Consider the following 22,532-nt stretch of genomic DNA (forward strand, 5'->3'; position numbering starts at 1 on the left):
AATTATCATGAATACAACGTACCAGACCAACCCGCTAATCGAAAGATTGCCAAAACATTTGAAACAGTTTATAAAACCTCAGGATTATGACGAATATACTCCGATTAATCAGGCTGTTTGGCGTTATGTGATGCGTAAGAATGTAGATTATTTGGGAAGAGTTGCGCACAGTTCTTATTTGGATGGTTTACGCCAGACCGGAATCGATATTGAAAGTATTCCGAACATGTACGGAATGAACCGTATTCTGAAGGAAATCGGTTGGGCAGCTGTTGCTGTAGACGGTTTTATTCCGCCAAATGCATTCATGGAATTTCAGGCATACAATGTACTTGTTATTGCTTCAGACATAAGACAATTAGAACATATTGAATACACTCCAGCACCAGACATTATTCACGAAGGTGCCGGCCATGCTCCTATTATAGCCAATCCGGAATATGCCGAATATTTACGCCGTTTTGGTGAAATCGGATGTAAGGCAATTTCCTCGGCTCGCGACTACGAAATGTATGAGGCGATTCGTTTATTATCCATTTTAAAAGAAGCGGAAGGTACTCCGCAAGCAGAAATCGAAGCCGCCGAAAAACATGTAGACGATTTACAAAACGACATGGGCGAATTATCGGAAATGGCGCAAATCCGTAACCTGCATTGGTGGACGGTAGAATACGGTCTAATCGGAACAGTGGAAAACCCAAAAATTTATGGAGCCGGCTTGTTGTCTTCTATCGGAGAAAGTGCTTGGTGCATGACTGAAAACGTTAAAAAGATTCCTTACGATATTTCGGCGGCCAATCAAAGCTTTGACATTACCAAACCACAACCTCAACTTTACGTAACCCCTGATTTTGCTCACTTGAATTCCGTGTTGGAAGAATTTGCCAACAAAATGGCTTTACGCACCGGAGGTTTAAGCGGAATCAAGAAACTAATCCAATCCAACGCATTAGGAACCATTGAGTTAAGCACCGGAATTCAGATTTCAGGTATTTTCACCAATGTTATTGAAGAGGAAGGAAAACCGGTTTACATTCAGACCACAGGGAACACAGCATTATCTTACCGTGAAAAAGAATTGGTAGGCCATGGAACGGAATACCATTCAGAAGGTTTTGGTTCGCCAATCGGGAAACTGAAAGGCATCAACTTGGCTATTGAAGACATGAGCCCTCGTGATTTACGCGCTTACGACATCTACGAAAACGAAAAAGTAACTCTTGAATTTGAGGGTGACATTACCGTTTCGGGAGAAATCATTACCGGATCACGCAATCTTCAGGGGGAAATCATCATCATTAGTTTTAGAAACTGCACCGTAAAACACAAAAACACCGTACTTTTCCAACCGGAATGGGGCACATATGATATGGCTGTTGGTAAAAAAGTAATTTCTGCATTTTCAGGACCTGCAGATGTTCGCAGTTTTGATTTGATTACGCACGTACCATCATCCAAAACCATAAAAGCAAAAAAAACACCGGAGCGCGAAGAACTTGAAAAATTATACCTGAACATTCGCAACCTGCGTGAAAACCAACACAGTGAAATCACTTTAAAAGAAGCCTTTGCAGCAGTTTCGGCAAATCATCCAAACGATTGGTTGCTTTGTGTTGAAATTGCGGAACTGGCTCAAAAGGAGAACAATTCCGAGCTTACCGATAAAGTTTTGAACCATCTTGAAAAAGTAAAACTAAACCGCCCTGAAGTAGCCCATTTAATTGCCAATGGCTTAGATTTGATTTTTGATCAGGCCACTGCGTAACATTGGTTACAAAACAAAAGCGCAAGACAACTTAACTTTGTCAAAAAAAGCGATCATGGGACTATTAGATTTATTAGGTTTCAACAAAAGCACGGAAAATATCAGTGACTTTATAAACAAAAATGCTGTAATTCTTGACGTAAGAACTTCGGAAGAATTTGCCTCCGGACATATTAAGGGTTCTAAAAACATACCTTTAGACATGCTTTCTTCTGAAATTGAGAACATCCAGAAACTAAACCAACCGGTTATTGCCTGTTGCCGATCCGGAATGCGAAGCGCTCAGGCAACTGCCCTATTAAAGAAAAACGGAATCGAAACAATCAACGGCGGTGGCTGGGAAAGTTTGCAACACAAACTATAAAATGAAAACATTCAACCGAAAAGAACACTGGGAAACCATTTACAGCACTAAAGCCTTAAACGAGGTAAGTTGGTATCAGCCTACTCCGGAAACTTCCCTGGAATTCATTAAAAACAATATTGTTTCAAAAGATGAGGCAATTATCGATATTGGTGGCGGCGACAGTTTTTTAGTAGACTATTTAATCGAAGCGGGCTACACAGACATCACTGTTTTGGATATTTCTGAAAAAGCAATTGAAAGAGCAAAACTTCGTTTAGGTGAAAACGCTAAAAAAGCAACCTGGATTGTTCAAGACATCACACAATTTAAGCCGGAAAGAAAATATGCAATTTGGCACGACCGCGCGGTTTTTCATTTTTTAACTGATCCGGAAGACATCCAAAAATACACCCAAATTTCGGCTTTGGCACTTGAAGAAAAAGGCAAAAAACTGATCGGAACATTTTCAGAATCGGGACCCAAAAAATGCAGTGGCATCGAAATCAGACAATATTCGGAAAACACTTTAAAGAAAACTTTTGAAGGCGATTTTATCCCTTTGGAATGTTTTTTCGAAAACCACATCACTCCTTTTGACACGGTTCAGAATTTTATTTTCTGCAGTTTTGAAAAAAAATAAATCCCAAGTTTCCTTGGGATTTTCTTTTATAATTTAAGGGTGGCTCCCATCTCATTTTCACTTTCAATTACCTGATTTTTGTATTCCAGCTTCCAACCCATTTCGTTGGTTAAAATCAAAACCTTGGCAAGTTCGCTTACCAAACGGTTCTGCGCGTTGGACTTTAGGGTGGATTTTTCAATTTTGGCAGCCAAATCGGCTTTTACTTTTTTATTGATTTTATTGTAATCGTCTCCGGTGAACGGATTCATTCGGCTTTGTTCCACGTCGTAAAACTGAATGTCCGGACTGATCTTGATTTCTTCTTTAGGAATACTTACAATGGTGATGGTTTTGTTTTTCTCATCGATATCGTATTTCACCTGGCGCAAATCATAGGCTACGGTAACATCGGCATTAATGATGATCAGTGCTTTTTTCTCGAAAGAAAGCAAATCCATCAGGTATTTTTGCTGGTCTTTATAAGTCATGACCTGAGCAAAATGTCCTTCGGTTACCACTAACTTCCCGACACTTTTAATTTTTTCCTGAATCAAGTCCGAGTTATATTCAGTAGTAGTGGTCGGTTTATCGGACGTGAAATATCGGTAAGCCAGAACTCCTAAAACAACAAAAATCAGCAAGTAAAGCAGCTTCCCGGACCGCCCTATTGCCTGAATCACAGGAATGAGCATGTTTTTAATTGCTGTTTCCGTTGAGGAATTTCTTCTAGTAGCCATAGTTGTTTTATATTTTTACGAAGATAGAAAAAAGTTAAATCCAATTGTTGTCTTTCGCTTTTTGAACTGCTTCAATTTTAGAATGCACCTGAAGCTTTTTGTAAATGTTCTCGATGTGTTTGCGAACCGTTCCCGGCGATAAAAACAGGTTCTTGGCAATAACCGTATAACTCAAACCTTTGCTCAACTGATCCAGCACCCCGATTTCCCTTTCGGAGAGTTTCACCTCATCCTGATCATTTTTTTCCACAACAGTTATTGGATTTCGCAACAAATTCAATGTTTTTAAGGCAATCGACGGCGTCATGGCCGCACCTCCGTTTAACGTTTCCACAATTCCGTCATGAAGTTCTTTAGCATCTATTTCCTTTAGCAGATAACCGTCTGCTCCGGCTTTTATAGCTTTGAAGATATTTTCATCGGCGTCGAAAACCGTAAGCATAAGCACTTTTACTTCCGGAAACTTATCTTTTAAAGCAGCTGTGGCTTCAATACCGTTCATAAGCGGCATTTCCAAATCCATCAACACCAAATCCACCAAAGAATTCCGTTCAAACTTCTCTAACAATTCCTGACCGCTTATAGCATAAAAACTGACTTCCAAATCCTCAAAAAAAGACAGTTTCTCCACAACGGTTTGTATCAAAAAAAGGTTGTCGTCCGCGATTGCAATTTTTATTTTTTCCTTCATATTTAACTCCATTCTACAGTAATAATTGTTCCTTCTCCCGTTTTAGACTGAACCGAAAACTGGCCGCCAATTTCAGAAATCCGTTTTTTCATATTAGCAATTCCATTGTTAAGCACCACAGAATTTTCATCAAACCCTTTTCCATTATCCTTAACCTGAATTACAAAACCTTCTGCTTTTTTACGAATTGCGATTTCGATTTGACGCGCCTCTGCGTGTTTCAGGCCATTGTTGATCCCTTCCTGAATAATACGATACAAATTAATTCCCTTTAATGAGGAAAAAACAACCGCATCAGAGATCTCCGGATCGATTTCAAAGGTAAATTCTACATACTCTGAAGCCTTTTTGGCGCTCTCGATAAAATTAGTGATTCGGTTTTTTAAATCGTAAAACGAAAGTTCTTCTTTGTTCATTGCCCAAATTGTATCGCGTAACTCGGTAATTGTAGTTCTTGTAAAACGACTGATGTCCTGAAGCTTGTCTTTCAACTGCTGATCTTCAATAGAAAAACGGTATTTCAAATTATCAACAGACGAAATGATGAAGGTTAACTGCGAACCGATATTATCGTGTAAATCTCTGGAAATAGCTAAACGCTGATTTTGAAGCTCGTTCTGATTTTCAATACGCTGCAATGCTGCCTTCAATTCATTTTCGCGAGCCAACTGGCGGTTCTTTGCTCTCTGACGTCCATAAAATAAAAACCCGAGCAACACTGAAACCACTAAAAGCGACCCGACGGTTAAAATCCAGAAGTTCTTTTGGGCTACATTGGCTTTCTGCACCAAAATCTCTTTTTCTTTTCGCTCGGTTTCATATTCAATATCGAATTCTGCCTGCCGCGTCCTTAACTCTAAATTTTGAATGCTGTCTTTGTATTGCACATGGTTTTTGAAACATTCCAACGCTTTTTCAAATTCATTGTTCTTTTGGTATAATTCGGAAAGCTGCTGATAATTTTCCTGTACAAGGTTCTTATAGTCGTACTTCTTACTCACAGTCAACGCTTTGTTAAAATAAACAACTGCTTGTTGCAGATTTCCCGATTCTTTGAAATAATGTCCGTAGAAGTTAAGATTTTCGGCAATTCCGATTTGATCGTTACGCTTTAACCGAATAGCATAGGCCTTATCCAAATGGATTTTAGCCTCCGAAAATTTCTTTTGCATGATTCTCACCATTGCAATCTTGTTCAAACTGTATGGAATTCCTAGTTGGTCATTTGCAACTTCCTTGAATTTTAAAGCTTTGGTGTAGAAATACATCGCACTGTCCAAATCATTTTGCATTTCTTTAAGTACGCCGTAATTATCATATATCGCATTGAGCTCACTATCTTTGTAGGAAAGCCGGCCTAACTTTATTGCTTTGTTCATGTAGAACGCGGCCTGAGCCATATTTCTTCTTTTTAGCTGATATCCGTAATCTCCATAAACCCAAACCAATGCTTTCATGTCGTTCTGCTGCTCAAAAAAGCGAATAGCCTTGAGCATATAAAACGTGTTTTTATCGTACTTCCCCTGATAGTAGTACAATGTTCCAAGATTGGCATAAGCCTGGGCAATTCCTTTTTTATAATTGATTTCCTTAGCCTTTTCGATATTGTGGAACGTAAGTTTAATCACCTTGGAAGTGTTGGCAATTTTATAATCAAAAGGAAGGTTGTTGATGGAATCAATTTCTTTAATAGTTGCTCTAGGATGCGCCAAAACAATTTGAAACATGAGTAGAAAAGAGAAAAGAAACAGCTTTCGAAAGGGAACCATAGTTGGATGTTTGGTTAAAGTTAAGAACATTTCTTTCAAAACGATATTTTGAGAAACAAAAATCCCCATCAAATTAATCTACTAACCTGATGAGGACGTTCTATTTTTACAAATGCTCTTAACGTGTAAAAATATTATATAAGTTCAATACCAAACAAAACAATACTAAAAGAACTATAAATGTTACAGCAATTTTGATTTTTCCGAATTTTAAAATCCTTGACCTCATATTTGTAAAAAACTCTAACATTATCCGTAATTGATCGGATAAAATTCCCACTTTTCACACTAGCATACAATACGTCAATTGCCGTATTTTAAAATTCGATATGTGGTACTTTTTGCTGAACAGATTCCATCTTCTTATTCAAATTCTCCAGAAACTTGTTGTGTGATTCCGAAGTTGGATTAAACGGCTTGTGCAATAATGATTTCTGGACAACCTCAACTTCTTCCATAATCGAAAAACTCTCTTGAGTAATAAATGTTTCTGTGAAACGCTGCCAAATGTAGTCTATGGCAATTGAATTAGGATGAAGCATGTCTTGAGCGTAAAAACGATAATCGCGTAATTCGTCCATCATGATTTCATACGAAGGAAAATAACTGCTTCCTGAATTTTTAAAACCAAGGTATTTGTGAAGTGCCGTAAGCAAATGTGCCTTACTTAATTGATTTTCAACAAAACCGTCTTTAATATGACGAACCGGGGAAACCGTAAAAATAAATTTCACTTCTTTGTTTAACGATCTTATCTTTGAAACGATTTCCTCTAGGCTTTTTAAAATTTCTTCCACAGAAAGCAATTCCTTTTGAAAATGTTTTTGAGGCACCTTATGACAATTAGCCACCACCATATTGTTTTCTAAATGGCGATAAACCCATGCTGTTCCCAAAGTGACACAAACATGACTGGCCTGTAGAATTTGGGCTTGCGTAACCTCGATTTGATAATTAAGCTGCTCAAGAAAAGTTTCTTTGTTGGCAGAACTCAACTCTGAATGTACTTGATAGGAATTCCAGCGCTCATTGTAAAAAAAAGCATCATTTTCAGAGAAAAAATCTTTATCAGTTGCCCTTCTAACGATATCGGCAATCGAAACCGGATTAAAAATAATCCCAAACGGATTCACTAAACTTTGAAACTTATAATAATCGAACTTGCTTCCTATATTTTCCGCAAAACAAGACCCCAACAGCAAAATCCTAGAATTATAATCTATTGGAGATTCAGTTTTAACAAGCGGTATCTTGGTTAGAAAGTTCATAATTTTCATAAAAAAAGAAACCCAAAATCTAATTGATTTCGGGTTTAATATTACCAGTAAAAATAATTTGTTGTAGTGGAACTTCCAGTATTTTGTGTTGTTGTAAGTTCATCAGGAAAATTCCCGGAATTATAGACATAGCTATTAGTATAGCCCATAACCAACACCCCATTTCCGTCATAAGTCCTTGAGGTTAGCAAATTGTTGGTTTTTCCAGTATCATACATTGTTAAAAGCTTATTGAAACCTGCCACATTTTTAAAAACCGAGTTTTTATCATCATAGGTAAATTCTTTCTTAAAAAGAAGGTTCCCATTGGAAAATTCTTCTACTTTATAAGGCTCTCCGTTGGAATTCAAATAGATAATTCCGGTTAAGCCATTAGCGGTAGGGTTTCCAATATTACCAGAATATCCTTGATAAGAAACCGTATCGTCTGCATTATAAGTAAATACTTTACGACTTGTGGTCATGGAATGGTAATCAATAAATGTTTCGGCAATTAATTTCTGATTCTCATCATACTCATAAGTTGTCTCGTAATCAACCACTGAAGGATCGTAAAGATAACGAGATGTTTTTGTAATCAGATTTCCCGTATACTCATAGGTTTGCAACTGACCGGACGCCGTAAAACTCACCATTTTGTTCGTTCCGTTACTATAACTGTATTCGAAAGTAATTCCGTTAGCAACAGCTCTTTTTATAAGATACGCAGTCCCAACAGAAGCAGAATCATCACTACTGGAGCAAGACACCAGTACTTGCGCAAAAACGAAAACAAGGGCAACTAATTTTTTCATATTAATTATACTTATGAATGAACGATAAATTTAAAAACAATTCCTTTAAATTTAACGTGAAAAAATTATTTCACAAACGAAACAGCGTTTTCAAGCGCTTCTTTTATTCCCGCAACATTTTTCCCTCCAGCTGTCGCAAAGAAAGGCTGTCCGCCTCCGCCACCTTGGATGTATTTTCCTAATTCACGAACCACTTGTCCTGCATTCAACCCTTTACTTTCCACTAATTCTTTAGAGATATAAGAAGTAAGCATTGGCTTATCGTCTGCTGCGGTTGCTAAAACCAAGAACAGGTTGTCTTTGTTTTGTCCCAATTCGTAAGCTAAATCTTTTGCTCCGTTCGCATCCAAATCAACCTGAACTGCTAAGAAATCAATTCCATTGATGTTTTGCAACTGACCCGCTAACTCCCCTTTAAGGTTTTTCGCTTTTTCTTTCAGTAACTGCTCGATTTGTTTTTTCAGTTTTGCATTCTCATCCTGTAAAGAAACTACCGATTTGATCACATCCTGTGGATTTTTCAACGTTTCCTTAATCTCTTTCAAAGCCGATTCCTGCGCCGAGAAAAACTGTTTCACCGCATCATTGGTAATCGCCTCAATGCGACGGATTCCAGCCGCAACAGCACCTTCACTTGTAATTTTGAAATGCCAGATCTCTGCAGTGTTTTTCACGTGGATTCCCCCACACAATTCCATGCTTTCGCCGAATTTGATTGCGCGTACATTGTCCCCGTATTTCTCTCCGAACAACGCCATAGCACCTTCTTCAATCGCTTGAGCAAACGGAATGCTTCTTCTTTCGATTAGCGGTAATTGCTCTTGAATTCTTGCGTTTACGAAATCTTCCACTTGCTTCAATTCTTCCTCAGTAACTTTTGAGAAATGCGAAAAGTCAAAACGTAAATAATTTGGCGCCACTAATGATCCTTTTTGCTCTACATGCGTTCCTAAAACCGAACGCAACGCCTGGTGCAATAAGTGGGTAGCCGAGTGGTTGCTTGCTGTATGCGATCTTAAATCTGTGTTTACTTTTGCCTGAAAAGTCCCGTTTACATTTTCCGGTAGACTTTTCGCGAAATGCAGAATTAAGTTGTTTTCTTTTTTAGTGTCGATGATTTCGATAGTCTCGTTTGCAGAAACTAAAATTCCTTTATCACCAACCTGACCTCCGCCTTCCGGATAAAAAGGCGTATTGTCTAAAACGATTTGGTATAATTTTCCGTCTTTTTTAGAATCTACTTTTCTAAAACGGGTAATTTTCACTTCATTTTCGGTTTGATCGTAGCCTACGAAAGTTTCTACATTGCCCGGAACCAGCACATTCCAATCCTCAGTTGAAACTTCGGAAGCCGCACGAGAACGCGCTTTTTGTTCTGCCATGGATTTCTCAAACTCGCTTTCGTTGAAGGACATGCCTTTTTCTTTAAGAATCAAAGCGGTCAAATCTTTAGGAAATCCGAAGGTATCGTACAATTCGAAAGCTTTTTCACCAGAAACCTCAGCACCTTTAGTTTCAACAACTACATTCTCTAATAATTGTAATCCTTGATCTAACGTTCTTAGGAAAGACGCTTCTTCTTCTTTGATTACATTCGAAACCAAATTTTTCTGAGCCACAATCTCCGGGAAGAAAGCCCCCATTTGATTAGCTAAAACCTCAACTAACTGATAAATAAAAGGCTCTTTTGTATTTAAGAACGTAAAACCATAACGAATCGCACGACGCAAAATACGACGGATTACATAACCCGCTCCCCCGTTAGAAGGCAACTGACCGTCTGCAATAGCGAAAGCCACCGCACGAACGTGGTCTACAATTACACGAATTGCAATATTGGTTTTATTTTGCTCTTCGCTGATGTCTTTTATTTCGTTGTTGGTATATTTTTTTCCTGTGATTTGTTCAACTTTAGCAATTAGTGGCGTAAATACATCGGTATCGTAGTTAGATGTTACACCTTGCATTGCCATACACAAACGCTCGAAGCCCATTCCGGTATCTACGTGTTGTGCCGGTAATTTTTCTAATGAACCATCAGCCTTACGATTGAACTCCATAAATACGTTGTTCCAGATTTCCACTACCTGCGGATGATCTGCGTTTACTAATTCACGCCCTGAAACGGCAGCTCTTTCTGCATCGGTACGCAAATCGATATGGATTTCGGAACACGGTCCGCACGGTCCTTGGTCGCCCATTTCCCAGAAATTATCTTTTTTATTTCCAAGGATGATTCGGTCTTCTGAAACGTATTGTTTCCAGATATCGAATGCCTCTTGATCGAAAGGAACATTTTCTGCAGGATTTCCTTCAAACACGGAAACATACAAACGATCTTTGTCCAATTTCAACACTTCCGTTAAGAATTCCCAAGCCCAAGCTAAGGCTTCTTTCTTGAAGTAATCGCCAAACGACCAGTTCCCCAACATCTCGAACATGGTGTGGTGGTAGGTATCAAAACCTACATCTTCCAAATCGTTGTGCTTTCCGGATACACGAAGACATTTTTGCGTATCGGCTATTCTTGGTGATTTCGGTGTTCCGTTCCCAAGAAAAAACTCTTTAAACTGAGCCATTCCGGAATTGTTAAACATCAAAGTCGGATCGTCTTTTAAAACGATCGGCGCAGAAGGAACGATTAAATGTCCTTTGCTTTCAAAAAAATCAAGGTAAGCCTTACGAATGTCTTGTGATTTCATTTTTTTATTTCTGTTTTTGCTACGAATTGTATGAATTCGCACTAATTTTCTATTCCGATTACAAAAAGTAAAATGGCTGCTCCCCTAGCCCTGACAGAGCGGTTAGCTCACGATTTCAATCGTGACTAGTAGCGAAGGCAGGTAAACGGCTTACAAACTTGCCAAATGTTTCGCTTCAAAAAAACAACTATTTTGAAACATTTTTTAAATTTGTTCGTATAACCCTTACAACCGGCTCGCAAACACCATTTTATAAGCTGCAAAAATAGTATATTTTACAACAAAAAGAAGGAGAAACCGCAAGCTTTTAATGAGATTTGATTTTACCGATTTACAAAACACAAACCAATGCATTTAGACTTACCCGAAAAAAGATATTACAGCATAGGCGAACTGGCCAAAGCATTTGACGTGAACGCTTCGCTCATTCGATTTTGGGATAAGGAATTCGATATTTTAAAACCGAAAAAAAATGCCAAAGGCAATCGAATGTTTACCCCAGAAGATGTAAAAAACCTCCAACTGATTTATCATTTGGTCAAGGAACGAGGCTTTACTTTAGACGGAGCCAAAGTACATTTGAAAGAAGGCCAGAAAAAAACGCTGGACAAGTTTGAAATTATAAGAAAACTAGAAGCCATCAAAGTACAGCTTACCAACATGAAAAACGAATTGTAAGTAACATTTTATAAGATTAACGACTAATTAAATTCAGAAAAACAACCTTTAAAACTAAACACACATGAGAAAATGGTTAATTCCCGTAGGTATAATTGTAGTAATTGTATTTGCTTTGTACAGCTGGGCTAAAGGAGTAAACAACACCGCAGTTACCATGAGCGAAGGCATTAAAGAAGCCTGGGGTAACGTTGAAACTTCCTACCAAAGACGTAACGACCTTATCGGAAACTTAGTAAAAACCGTGCAAGGTGCTGCCGATTTCGAAAAAGGAACTTTAACCGCGGTAATCGAAGCCCGTGCTAAAGCGACTCAAGTAACAATCGACCCAAGCAACATCACACCGGAGCAATTGGCTCAGTTCAATCAGGCGCAAGGAGGGGTAACTTCTGCATTATCAAGATTATTGGTTACGGTGGAGCAATATCCGAACTTAAAAGCCAACGAAAACTTCTTGAAATTACAAGACGAATTGGCAAGTACGGAAAATCAAATTTTAACAGCACGTACACGTTTTAACGAGCAAGTTAAACCGTACAATACCCACATCAAAACCTTCCCTAACAGTTTGTTAGCCGGCATGTTCGGATTTACTGAAAAAGCCTATTTCGATGCGGTAGCCGGTGCTGAAAAACCAGTAGACGTACAATTTGATTTCAATAAAACCGAAGAGAAAAAATAATGTCTTTAACGGAAGATTTTCTAACCCCGGAAGAAGAAAAAGAGATTGTACATGCGATTTCTTTAGCGGAAAAAAACACTTCCGGTGAAATCAGGGTTCATATTGAAGCACATACTGAAAAACCTCCGCTGCAAAGGGCTCAGGAGGTTTTTCACGCTTTAAATATGGATAAAACTGAAGCGCGTAATGGCGTTTTGTTTTACGTTGGTGTTCAGGACCATACTTTTGCAATCATTGGAGACCAAGGCATCGACAAAGTTGTTGAAGCTGACTTCTGGGATTGTACCAAAGACCTCATCATTGAACATTTCAAAAACAAACGTTATAAGCAAGGTTTGGTAGAAGGAATTTTAAGAGCCGGCGACCGACTTAAAAAATACTTCCCATATCAAAGTGACGACACCAACGAATTATCTAACGAAATCTCCAAAGGATAAATGACAAATTTCCTTTTTAAAATGATAAAAATCCTGATTGCGGTAACTTTTGTAATGTTGCATCAATTCGGGTTTGCTCAATATACCATTCCTGAAAAACCCAGTTTTCAAACCAGTGTTTACGACTATGCAAATTTGCTGAGTTCATCTGAAAAACAACAACTTGAAAACAAACTGGTTAAATACTCCGATTCGACTACAACTCAAATTGTGGTGATTACCATAGAAGATCTTAAAGGGGAAGACATTGGAATTTTAACTCCGAAATGGGCACATCAATGGGGTATAGGGCAAGCCAAACAGGACAATGGGGTTTTAATCCTGCTTTCCAAAAACGACCGTAAAATTTGGATTGCTCCCGGCTATGGTGTTGAAGACCGACTTACCGCCGGAATTACCGGAGAATTGGTTCGCAACGTCATCATACCGGAATTTAAAGCCGGAAGCTATTACAACGGTTTAGACAAAGGCTCCGATGCTATTTTCGAGGTTCTGAAAGGAAAATACAAAGGCACGCGCATTGCGGATAAATCCGAAGGACCGGGCATAGGAAAAATCATTTTTTTCATCATCCTTTTCATTATCATTATTATCATTCTTTCCAAAAATAATCGCGGCGGTGGACGTGGCGGGCGTTTCTCCGGACCAGATTTGGGAGACATCATTATCCTTAGCAGCTTAGGCCGCGGTGGTTTTGGTGGTGGAAGTTCTTCCGGTGGAGGTTTTGGTGGCGGAGGCTTCGGCGGAGGTTTTGGCGGCGGAGGTTTCTCCGGTGGTGGAGCTGGCGGAAGTTGGTAAATTCAAAATTTACGACAAGTTTATACACAAAAAAACAGAGTGCCAAGGCACTCTGTTTTTTTTTACACAATTGTTTTATTACCAGTTTATTAACTTAAAAAAAGTACACAAATCGTACCTTTACAAGAAATCAATATCATGAAAAACGTTGCAATAAAACTGGTATGGGCAACGACATTGTATGTATTTGGATTTGCAGTTTTGTGCCAAACCGAGGTTTCATTCAAATTCTTAATTGGCTCAATGATTTTTGGATTTCTTTTGATCCCTTTCATGGTTTATAAAGTACTAAGCGATAACTACGCTTCCAACAAAACATTTGATCAATGGTATGAAGATTATCCTGTTTAGAGATTCTTAATTAAATTAAAAAAGAGATAGTTTCAACTATCTCTTTTTTAATTTAATGCATCATAAAGCGCCCTCTCGAAGGCTTTTCCTTTCCGGCAAATTTTTCAATTTTATAAGTTAAAGAAAACATTGCATAGCGTTTCAACACTGTATTTTGCTCATCACGAATGGTTGTTGCAGAAATCGTTCTTGTTGCACTCTGATTTTGGTTTAACACATCATACACCTTAACCTTTGCCGTAAATTTTTTATTGAAAAAGCTATAGGCTAAACTGGTATTCCACAAATAAAAATCTTTTTTGAAACCATCTGCAATATTGGAATTATAAGTATATCCAAAATCATTTCCGAATACCCAGTTTTTAGGCCAATAATTAGTTACCTGAACATTAAAACGGTGAAGCACGTTGGTCGCTTTGTCAAGAGGATAATTATTATAACGTGTATCAGAATACGTAAAATTATACGATGGGCTAACCGTTAACAATTCTCCATAATCGTAATTTAAAAACACTCTAGGTGTTAAACGCGTAGATTGTGCTTCATAAAGTTTATCGTTGTTGAATCCTTTAGTAAGCCCGAAATTTGCATTCATTCCAAAACCAAAACGGAATTTGTGCGCTTCCTGCTTAAGAGATTTACTCCAGTTCCCTCCCATCCAACTTGAATAGGTATCCCTTACATTGGTATAAGTGGTAAATCGTTTTCCACCGTCTTCAATTTTTGTTGAAGCTACCACCTGACTCTCGTAATAATCGCCCCCTGCATAAAACGAATATCCAGATCGGCTGGCATAATCGTAATTGCTAAAGCCTAAGTAGATATTGTGGTTCTTGTTCAGGTCTAAGTCTGCATTTCCTTTGTAAGTAACAAGGGGATTGGACAAATCTTCAACCGGTAATACCTGATCTGCAGTAGGAAAATCAAATTCATAAGTATAACCCATCCACGCATGTATGGATTTAGTAAAGTTATAATTCATATTTGCTCTTGCATAAGGCAATACATATTTCCTATTCAAATCGGTAACCGCATCTCGATATAGGGAATGATTATCAAAATCGGAAATTGCCGTACCTCCTGCCACACTGAAGTTTAAATTCTTCTTATTGACACTGAATCCTGCACTTGGTTTTACCGTACGAATAGTTGAAGTCAAATAGTTGGTTAAAAACTCATTTTCATCCGAATACGATTGTTCGGTTGCATCATAATTAAAAGCCTTGCGGTCTTTAGAATTCTTTTTCCAGTTGTATTCCAACGCCAGATCTACTTTAAGGGAATCTTTCAAAGGCTCTGAGTATTCTGTATTCAAAAAATAGGTATCACTCAAGTTTCGGTTTTTCTTCACCTGATCCCTAAAATCATCCGGAGTAGTTCCCTGATAATAAATAGTTGCCGATTTATTGTAAGAGGTAACATTATCCCTAGCATTCTCATTCTCGAACGAAACATTTATAAAACGGCCTCTTTTATTTAGCGCTTTATTAAAGAAAATGTTACTCTTGAAATTATTACCATCACTCTCATCAAAGGTTTGTGAAGTACTTTCATTTAAAAGCAGCTCATTCAAATCTTTAGAAGCCTGAGCCATTTTAGTACGGTCTTTCCCTGTTGACTTTGAAAAATTAGGGGTAAAAACAATGGATGAAGTAGAATCGATCTTAAATTCAAATTCCATTTTGGCCATATGACTAAAACGATCGTTTTTTACTTCTGATGCAGATTCTGTAATAAAATTTCGGTTTGTGGCAAAATTAACCTGTCGGGTCCGGTTGTTGTTTTTTGAATGCTGATCGGAGAAAAAATAGCTTCCATTTACATCTGCTTTTTTGGAAAGGGCATCGGAATAATTGATCCCTACCATGTCCGATTGGGTAATTCCCGAACCTCCACCAAAACGCATTCCGTTAAGACCAAACGAACCGTTATCATTATAATAAACCGAACGGCTACGACCACCACCCATGTTATCAAAAATTTCATCCATGGAAAAACCAATGGAATTAATATTATTGGAAGAAGCCAAAACACTAATTTTTCGTTTGTTTTTAAAATAATTGATCAGCCCGCTGCTTTCATAACGGTCGTCGGTTCCGTAACCTGCCATGAATTTTCCGAAAAGGCCTTTATTTTTATCTTCATCAATGGTAAGGTTGATGCTTGCATTGTTTGAAGTTGCTGCTTTTCCGGAAAGCTCTTCTTTTTTGGTTTTGGTTTCGGTAACCTGTACTTTATTGATAATATCCGAAGGTAAACTTTGCAAGGCCACTTTTCCGTCCTTATCGAAAAACGGTTTTCCATTCACTAAAATCTGATTTACTTCTTTTCCGTTAACAGTAATTTTCCCTTCACTGTCAATTTCCACTCCTGGCAATTGTTTTAAAAGGGTTTCTACGTTGGCATCCGGACGTACTTTAAAAGATGCGGCGTTAAATTCCAGCGTGTCTTTTTTAATACGAATGGGTGGTGCTTCGGCTTTTACAATTATTTCACCTAATTGTTTAGCCTGTTCTTTCAAAGGGATAATTCCGAAATCTTTTGCTTTTAAAAGCTCTGAAATACTCAATTTATAATCCTCAAAACCAACCATGGATACTTTTAAAAAAGTAGGCTTATCGGTTTTCTTTACATTGAGAACAAAATCACCATTTTTATTGGATATGGTGTAATCCACCAACGTGGAATCTTTCACAACGGATAAGTAAACCGTTGCCGCTTCAATGGGAAGCTTATTTTTCTCTTCAATAATTTTTCCTTTGATTGAAAAGGAATTTTGTGCAAAGGCACTTACAGCAAATAATGCAAGAACGAGTACTATTAGTTTTTTTGGCATAAATAAAAAAAAATTGCGGTTAAAATGATTTCTCATTAAAACCGCGAATTAAAGATTTTATTATGTAAGAATTTTATTTATTTAATAAATTTTAACAATTTATTTCTGTCTGAAGTAAATATCGATGGGTACACCGGAAAAATTATAGTTCTGGCGCAGCTGATTTTCAATAAAACGCTTGTACGGATCTTTCACATATTGTGGCAAATTTGCAAAAAACACAAACTGTGGGGTTGGCGTTGGCAACTGCATACAATATTTAATTTTCACATATTTCCCTTTCAAAGCCGGTGGTGGTGTACGCTCGATAATCGGCAACATCAATTCATTGAATTTTGAAGTAGAAACGCGTTGTTTTCTGTTTTCAAACACTTCCACCGCAGTTTCTAACGCTTTTAACAAACGTTGTTTCGTTAATGCGGATACAAACAAAATCGGCACGTCGGTAAACGGTTCAATCTCTTTACGGATTTTCGCTTCATAATCACGGGCTGACATGGTATCTTTTTCCACCAAATCCCATTTATTCACAAGGATTACAATTCCTTTACGGTTCTTTTCGGCCAACCAGAAAATACTCTGATCCTGTCCTTCAAAACCACGCGTCGCGTCAATCATCAAGATACAAACATCGGAATGTTCAATAGCACGTACCGAACGCATTACCGAGTAAAATTCCAAATCTTCTTTCACTTTAGCTTTTCTACGGATTCCCGCGGTATCCACCAAGTTGAATTCAAATCCGAAACGGTTGTATTTGGTATCGATCGCGTCACGCGTTGTTCCTGCGATATCGGTAACCACAAAACGATCTTCACCAATTAAAGCATTGATAAACGATGATTTTCCCGCATTCGGTCTTCCTACCACGCAAAAACGCGGTAACGGACTTTCCTCTTCTACTGCATCGGGCAATTCCGGCAACACTTCTACAAGTGCATCCAACAATTCTCCGGTTCCACTACCGTTCATTCCGGCAATAGTAAAATATTCGCCTAATCCTAAATTATAAAATTCCACGGCGTCTTTCTCACGCATGGAGTTATCTATTTTATTAACAGCCAACAAAATCGGCTTGGTCACTTTGCGAAGCAATTTGGCCACTTCCTCGTCCATTGGCGTGATACCTTCTTCCACATCTACCACGAAAATGATCGCATCGGCTTCATCAATAGCCAATTCCACCTGACGACGAATTTCGCCTTCAAAAATATCATCCGAACCTTTAATGTACCCCCCGGTATCAATTACCGAAAATTCCTTTCCGTTCCACTCACTTTTTCCGTAATTTCTATCACGCGTCACACCGCTCACCGAGTCTACGATGGCTTCTCTTCTTTGAATTAAACGGTTAAAAAAAGTCGATTTTCCTACATTTGGTCTTCCGACAATGGCTACGATATTGTTCATTTTCTGCTATTTTGCTGCAAAGTTAGGCTTTTTATTTTATATGAAGCTTCTCCCGCTATTCGCTGTATCTTTTTGCCAGACGTTCAACTCTTAAACAAATTCGTCAAAAACAAAAAGGATGCCGCTGCTATCGGGGCTATTTTGAGTTTTTCAGTTCGGGCTTATTTTTGATTGTACCCGAAACGACGCAATTGAAATGCGTTGCTTCTCCAGTCTTTGTTCACTTTCACGAACATTTCAATATGGATTTGTTTTCCGAAGAATTTCTCCAAATCCTCACGCGCCTGAATCCCGACTTTTTTAATCGCCGCACCTTTGTGCCCGATGATAATTCCTTTTTGGGTGTCGCGCTCCACCATTATTATGGCACGAATTCGGATGATATCGTCGTCTTCCTTAAATTCTTCCGTCTCAATTTCTACCGCGTATGGGATTTCCTTGTCGTAGTTCAAAAGGATTTTCTCGCGAATAGTTTCATTTACGAAGAAACGTTCAGGCTTGTCGGTTAACGCGTCTTTCGGATAATAAGGAGGAGATTCCGGCAACAATTCCAAAATACGATCAAAAACCGCCGTCACATTAAAGTTTTCCAAAGCGGAAATCGGGAAGATTTCGGCATTCGGCACTTTTTCTTTCCACAAATTCACCTGCTCTTCCAATTGTTCCTGATTCGATTTATCGATTTTATTCAACAAAAGCAAAACCGGAATTTTGGAGTGAATGATCTTATTAAAAAAATCTTCGTCTTTCAGTTCCTTCTCCCCAATTTCCACCATGTACACCAATACATCGGCATCTTCAAAGGCAGATTTCACAAAATTCATCATGGATTCCTGCATTTCATAGGCCGGTTTAATAATTCCTGGCGTATCGGAAAACATAATCTGAAAATCGTCTCCGTTAACAATTCCTAAAATCCTGTGACGCGTGGTTTGCGCTTTAGATGTAATGATAGAAAGACGCTCCCCAACAAACGCATTCATTAGTGTGGACTTTCCAACATTTGGATTTCCAATGATGTTTACAAAACCTGCTTTGTGTGACATGGTAAAAAAATTAGCCTACAAAGGTAGTCATATCAAGCGAATAGACGAAATAAAACAATATTATTCTAAATAAAACTTGTTTATTCAAATAAACGTTGTACTTTTGCACTCGAAACATCGCGGGATAGAGCAGTAGGCAGCTCGTCGGGCTCATAACCCGAAGGTCACAGGTTCGAGTCCTGTTCCCGCTACTAAGAAAATATTGAGAATACAAACCGTACAGCGCGGGATAGAGCAGTAGGCAGCTCGTCGGGCTCATAACCCGAAGGTCACAGGTTCGAGTCCTGTTCCCGCTACTAAGGAAGACCCATCAACATCTTGATGGGTTTTTTCATTTTCAGAGCCTTCCTTACCCCTTGATATTACTGAGATTAGCTCAAAAATACCGTTCACTTTTTTGGTTAGATATTGCCTGTCAATTGACCTAATTGACAAACCTTCTGGAAATACCAAATTTTGAATTCTTATTTTACTCTCAACATCTCCTCTTCTCCAGCAATCACTGATATTTTTAACCATATTCACTACCTTATCCACGTGTTTTTTGTGGTTAGATATCCTTTGAGAAGCCAACTCCATTTTAACCTCAACATCCCTCAATTCCGCTTCAAATTGCAACATATACTTGTTGTATTTCACATCATCGAAATTAGGATTATCAAAATAACGTTTGTCCAAATTTTCGATTTTTTTCTCAACCTCATTTTTCTTATTAGTCAAAAACTTCATTTCTCCCTTAGCATCAGTGTTCATAGTATCAAACAGCTTATCCAACTGCAATTTAAATGGTTCGATAAATGAAACGTCAAGTGTATATTTTGACAATAAAGCCTCAAAAGAATTATTCAAACCTTCTTTTATTGACTTCTTAGTGGAAAAAGCATTATAACTGGCATTTTTACATTTCTGACACTTATAATAATGTAATGCTTTTTTCTCAACCTCATAACTCGTAAGTAAACAACCGCATTCACATTTCAAAAAACCAGTCAAAGGTCTAAACTCACTAACCTTTGCTTTTGAGTATTCCTTTACAGTGCTTTTTTTGTTACTTGACAGCATTTTATCAATAAGCAGAAAATCCTCTTCGCTCACCATCCCCTTCCAGTTACCATTTACCGGCTCTTCGATTAAAGAGTTTACAAGGATGCCGCAATAAAACGGATTTCTCCACATAGCACTTAAAGCCTGTTTTGTGATTACCACGCCTTGAAGCTCTAACTTTTGCTTAATCACATAATCACGTTCTCCCATCAATTTCCATTTCCAAGCTTGTTTCAGAATCTCACCTTCCTCGTTAATTGTTATTTCTTGTGATTCTTGAATCAAAGTATAATCCGTCACCTTCTTACCCCTCATAGTATATCCTCTTGGAGCCTTACCCAACCAGTTTCCAGCTCTTAGCAAAGTCCTCATACCGGGAAGCGTTTTTTCCAACCTATCCATGTTTTCCCTTCGGGCATCCAAAAGCTTGTTATAAATTTCTAATTTACTATACTCATCATCGGTACAAAGTCCCGAAGAAGTCTCTATCAAGTGAACGCCAATCTTATCTACCAACTCATTAACAATAGATATGGCATTACCACCAGTTCTTGAAAATCTACTAATAAACTTTATCGCAATCGCAAATGGCTTTTTCTTTGCACTTTTTACCTCATCCAACAATTTAGTAAACTCTTTTCTCGTAAAGTCTCCAGAAGCACTCTCGTAGGTTCCACCAAGCATATTTTTCAGTGCGTAACCATTTTTATTAGCAAAATTTACAATTTCATTATTTTGCTCTTCCAGACTGTTATTTGCTAATTGTAACTTGGAGCTAACTCTGGTATATCCCCAAATCTCTTTAACAACAACCTCTTCTTTTATTTTTTCTTTTTGAAATTTTTTAAACTTATCTAAACCCATTTTCTTCTATATTTAAATTGTACGCTATTATTGCTAATTGAGCTAAACTATCAATTATGTTTTCGGCGTCTGAATCAGAAACTGCTTCAAATCCTTTAAATTTTCTTAATTCTTCAATCGTTAATTTTATTTTCTCATTACTTGTTCCATCATTGTTCATAATTAAAACTTCCGCACTATCTCATATTTTTTTGGCGTGAGATTATTTTTTTGACGCAAAGCGTCCCCTAGCCAATTATAAAATCTATTATAACTAGCTTACAAGTTTTCAGAACCCTGAGAGTTCTTAATATTTTTGTGCTGAAACCACTTTTTAAGAACAAAGTGGAAATGTTATACGTCTAACAGACAAGCTGCCTCATCGAGTTTTGAGTGAGTTAGAAAAAAGAACTGACTTACCCATCAGTTTTTGCCTTTTAATCTAACTATAGGCAATCTTACTACTAATTTCCTTTGGGTGCAAGTTATTTTTTGGAAAAAAAATAAATTTACTATGCTGATTTTAAAGGTGTTCGCCTATGCAATTGATGAACTGAAGAAGCTAAAAATTGTTTGCCGTAACGGGTTTTAAAGTTCAACTCATTAAGATAATCAGCTATTTGTCGGTAGGTCATTCCTTTTTCTTTACAGTTACCTATAATAGATTGAGCCTGACGATTGCGGTCGTTGTTCAAAGCATTCTCTTTTATGGTCTGCACACCCTTATTACGGGCATCTGCCGTCAAATTCTTAGGACTTCCCAGTTTAACCCCTTTTTTCTTTAATTCTGCCAGAGCTAGTTTGGTACGGGAACTTATCATCGAAGCCTCTTGTTGCGCCAGCGCACTAAATATATGTATTGTAAAATGATTAGCCGATGGCATATCCACCGCCACGAACTCAACACCTGCATCCATAAGTGAACTTACAAAACTCACATTACGAGCCAAACGGTCTAATTTAGCAATAACCAATATTGCGCCTTCGTTTTTTGCTTCTTGAATCGCTTTATGAATTTCGATGCGGTCACGTTTATTAGTTCCAGTTTCAATTTCTGTGTACTCATTCAATATAGCACCATCCTGACCAGCTACATATTTTTCAACGGATGATTTTTGAGCTGATAGCCCTAATCCTGAAATCCCCTGAACTTTTCTACTTACTCTATAATATGCAATGTACTTTTTCATAATATTTTAGCCTTGTCCAAATATTTAAACGTCCGTTTGTGATTTATTACATTGCAATAGTCCAGGTATTTTTTGAATTAAAAAAGAAAAAAACCAGGAATCCTGGGCTGTATAAAATTAGCGGGAATTTCAAGCAGTTTTGCGCTATAAATAAAGCGTGGGATTAGCCACGCTCTTTTTGTTGTAATAATTTTGAAAACTCTTTTAGTTCTTTAGTTGTGAAATTCGATACTTCAAATGTTATCGGATATTTTGGGTCTTCGGTCTGAAGTATATTTTTAAGTTGCCCTAGCGTGATAATTATTTTCATGTTTCTGTTTACTAATAAATATCTCGAATTTTGATTTTGAAAAATTTTGCTCAGAATTTTTGAACGTATTTATTCGCCTATTCATGTTTTTGCAAAAATCTGCTAAATGTAGCTGGTAACTGTTTGAAAAACATTTCCCGATTTTTCGCACCGTTTACAGGGGAGAAGGGCTGCTTTTACCCCCTTTGAGGTGGATATTGCTTT

At 37.8% G+C, this 22,532-nt stretch carries 21 protein-coding genes and 2 tRNA genes; 10 read left to right on the forward strand and 13 right to left on the reverse strand.

Features of this window, described 5'->3' with window-relative positions; all coding sequences use genetic code 11:
- Positions 1-7 precede the first annotated feature (7 nt).
- Genes LZZ90_RS03810 through LZZ90_RS03820 form a run of 3 tightly spaced genes read left to right on the forward strand, consistent with a single transcriptional unit; the run spans position 8 to position 2,751 of the window.
- A complete protein-coding gene (locus LZZ90_RS03810; RefSeq protein WP_237789364.1) occupies positions 8-1,765 on the forward strand; it encodes an aromatic amino acid hydroxylase in 1,758 nt (585 codons plus the stop codon).
- Positions 1,766-1,820: 55 nt separating this feature from the next.
- Positions 1,821-2,129, forward strand: coding sequence for a rhodanese-like domain-containing protein (locus tag LZZ90_RS03815; RefSeq protein ID WP_237789365.1), 309 nt, complete (start codon positions 1,821-1,823; stop codon positions 2,127-2,129).
- Between the two features lies 1 nt (position 2,130).
- On the forward strand, positions 2,131-2,751 hold the full coding sequence (locus LZZ90_RS03820; RefSeq protein ID WP_237789366.1) for a trans-aconitate 2-methyltransferase: 621 nt from the start codon (positions 2,131-2,133) through the stop codon (positions 2,749-2,751).
- A gap of 26 nt (positions 2,752-2,777) precedes the next feature.
- Here the strand turns inward: LZZ90_RS03820 and LZZ90_RS03825 are convergent, their stop codons facing one another.
- The 6 genes from LZZ90_RS03825 to alaS form a co-directional block, all read right to left on the reverse strand.
- Positions 2,778-3,425, reverse strand: coding sequence for a DUF4230 domain-containing protein (locus LZZ90_RS03825; RefSeq protein ID WP_237789704.1), 648 nt, complete (start codon positions 3,423-3,425; stop codon positions 2,778-2,780).
- 79 nt (positions 3,426-3,504) lie between these two features.
- The gene (locus LZZ90_RS03830) at positions 3,505-4,161 is read right to left on the reverse strand and encodes a response regulator transcription factor (RefSeq protein WP_237789367.1); all 657 of its coding nucleotides are present in this window, start codon (positions 4,159-4,161) and stop codon (positions 3,505-3,507) included.
- A 2-nt stretch (positions 4,162-4,163) separates the two neighbouring features.
- Positions 4,164-5,999, reverse strand: a complete 1,836-nt coding sequence (locus LZZ90_RS03835; protein ID WP_237789368.1) for an ATP-binding protein — start codon at positions 5,997-5,999, stop codon at positions 4,164-4,166.
- 248 nt (positions 6,000-6,247) lie between these two features.
- The gene (locus LZZ90_RS03840; RefSeq protein WP_237789369.1) at positions 6,248-7,198 is read right to left on the reverse strand and encodes a GSCFA domain-containing protein; all 951 of its coding nucleotides are present in this window, start codon (positions 7,196-7,198) and stop codon (positions 6,248-6,250) included.
- A gap of 50 nt (positions 7,199-7,248) precedes the next feature.
- Positions 7,249-8,001, reverse strand: a complete 753-nt coding sequence (locus LZZ90_RS03845; RefSeq protein ID WP_237789370.1) for a hypothetical protein — start codon at positions 7,999-8,001, stop codon at positions 7,249-7,251.
- 65 nt (positions 8,002-8,066) lie between these two features.
- Positions 8,067-10,703, reverse strand: coding sequence for an alanine--tRNA ligase (gene alaS, locus LZZ90_RS03850; RefSeq protein WP_237789371.1), 2,637 nt, complete (start codon positions 10,701-10,703; stop codon positions 8,067-8,069).
- A 348-nt stretch (positions 10,704-11,051) separates the two neighbouring features.
- On the opposite strand from alaS, the gene LZZ90_RS03855 reads away from it, so the two are divergent.
- The 5 genes from LZZ90_RS03855 to LZZ90_RS03875 all read left to right on the forward strand — a co-directional run bounded on the left by LZZ90_RS03855 (position 11,052) and on the right by LZZ90_RS03875 (position 13,649).
- The gene (locus tag LZZ90_RS03855; RefSeq protein WP_237789372.1) at positions 11,052-11,381 is read left to right on the forward strand and encodes a MerR family transcriptional regulator; all 330 of its coding nucleotides are present in this window, start codon (positions 11,052-11,054) and stop codon (positions 11,379-11,381) included.
- Between the two features lie 64 nt (positions 11,382-11,445).
- Positions 11,446-12,063, forward strand: coding sequence for a LemA family protein (locus LZZ90_RS03860; protein ID WP_237789373.1), 618 nt, complete (start codon positions 11,446-11,448; stop codon positions 12,061-12,063).
- Entirely contained in the window at positions 12,063-12,500 is a 438-nt protein-coding gene (locus LZZ90_RS03865) for a TPM domain-containing protein (protein ID WP_237789374.1), read from the forward strand. The genes LZZ90_RS03860 and LZZ90_RS03865 overlap by 1 nt, the downstream gene beginning before the upstream one ends.
- A gap of 21 nt (positions 12,501-12,521) precedes the next feature.
- Positions 12,522-13,298 carry a YgcG family protein gene (locus LZZ90_RS03870; RefSeq protein WP_237789375.1) on the forward strand — a complete coding sequence of 259 codons (777 nt, stop codon included), beginning with the start codon at positions 12,522-12,524 and terminating at the stop codon, positions 13,296-13,298.
- Between the two features lie 138 nt (positions 13,299-13,436).
- Positions 13,437-13,649 carry a hypothetical protein gene (locus tag LZZ90_RS03875; RefSeq protein ID WP_237789376.1) on the forward strand — a complete coding sequence of 71 codons (213 nt, stop codon included), beginning with the start codon at positions 13,437-13,439 and terminating at the stop codon, positions 13,647-13,649.
- A 52-nt stretch (positions 13,650-13,701) separates the two neighbouring features.
- Here LZZ90_RS03875 and LZZ90_RS03880 read toward each other — a convergent pair whose 3' ends face one another.
- From LZZ90_RS03880 to era, 3 genes are all read right to left on the reverse strand, one after another.
- The gene (locus tag LZZ90_RS03880; RefSeq protein WP_237789377.1) at positions 13,702-16,485 is read right to left on the reverse strand and encodes an outer membrane beta-barrel protein; all 2,784 of its coding nucleotides are present in this window, start codon (positions 16,483-16,485) and stop codon (positions 13,702-13,704) included.
- Positions 16,486-16,584: 99 nt separating this feature from the next.
- The gene (der, locus tag LZZ90_RS03885) at positions 16,585-17,895 is read right to left on the reverse strand and encodes a ribosome biogenesis GTPase Der (RefSeq protein ID WP_237789378.1); all 1,311 of its coding nucleotides are present in this window, start codon (positions 17,893-17,895) and stop codon (positions 16,585-16,587) included.
- A 161-nt stretch (positions 17,896-18,056) separates the two neighbouring features.
- The gene (era, locus tag LZZ90_RS03890; RefSeq protein WP_237789379.1) at positions 18,057-18,941 is read right to left on the reverse strand and encodes a GTPase Era; all 885 of its coding nucleotides are present in this window, start codon (positions 18,939-18,941) and stop codon (positions 18,057-18,059) included.
- Between the two features lie 118 nt (positions 18,942-19,059).
- Between era and LZZ90_RS03895 the strand changes: the two genes are divergently transcribed.
- Both LZZ90_RS03895 and LZZ90_RS03900 read left to right on the forward strand, forming a co-directional pair.
- A tRNA-Met gene (locus LZZ90_RS03895) sits at positions 19,060-19,132 on the forward strand.
- Between the two features lie 32 nt (positions 19,133-19,164).
- A tRNA-Met gene (locus tag LZZ90_RS03900) sits at positions 19,165-19,237 on the forward strand.
- On the opposite strand, the gene LZZ90_RS14085 is transcribed toward LZZ90_RS03900, so the two are convergent.
- The 4 genes from LZZ90_RS14085 to LZZ90_RS03915 form a co-directional block, all read right to left on the reverse strand.
- Entirely contained in the window at positions 19,197-20,849 is a 1,653-nt protein-coding gene (locus tag LZZ90_RS14085; protein ID WP_370640622.1) for a recombinase family protein, read from the reverse strand. The genes LZZ90_RS03900 and LZZ90_RS14085 overlap by 41 nt on opposite strands.
- Entirely contained in the window at positions 20,836-21,009 is a 174-nt protein-coding gene (locus tag LZZ90_RS03905) for a hypothetical protein (RefSeq protein ID WP_237789380.1), read from the reverse strand. Before LZZ90_RS03905 ends, LZZ90_RS14085 begins: the two co-directional genes overlap by 14 nt.
- A gap of 331 nt (positions 21,010-21,340) precedes the next feature.
- Positions 21,341-22,018, reverse strand: a complete 678-nt coding sequence (locus LZZ90_RS03910; RefSeq protein ID WP_237789381.1) for a recombinase family protein — start codon at positions 22,016-22,018, stop codon at positions 21,341-21,343.
- A gap of 163 nt (positions 22,019-22,181) precedes the next feature.
- Positions 22,182-22,328, reverse strand: coding sequence for a hypothetical protein (locus tag LZZ90_RS03915; protein WP_237789382.1), 147 nt, complete (start codon positions 22,326-22,328; stop codon positions 22,182-22,184).
- Positions 22,329-22,532: the final 204 nt, after the last annotated feature.

It is taken from the genome of Flavobacterium sp. SM15 (genome assembly GCF_022012335.1).
Lineage (GTDB): Bacteria > Bacteroidota > Bacteroidia > Flavobacteriales > Flavobacteriaceae > Flavobacterium.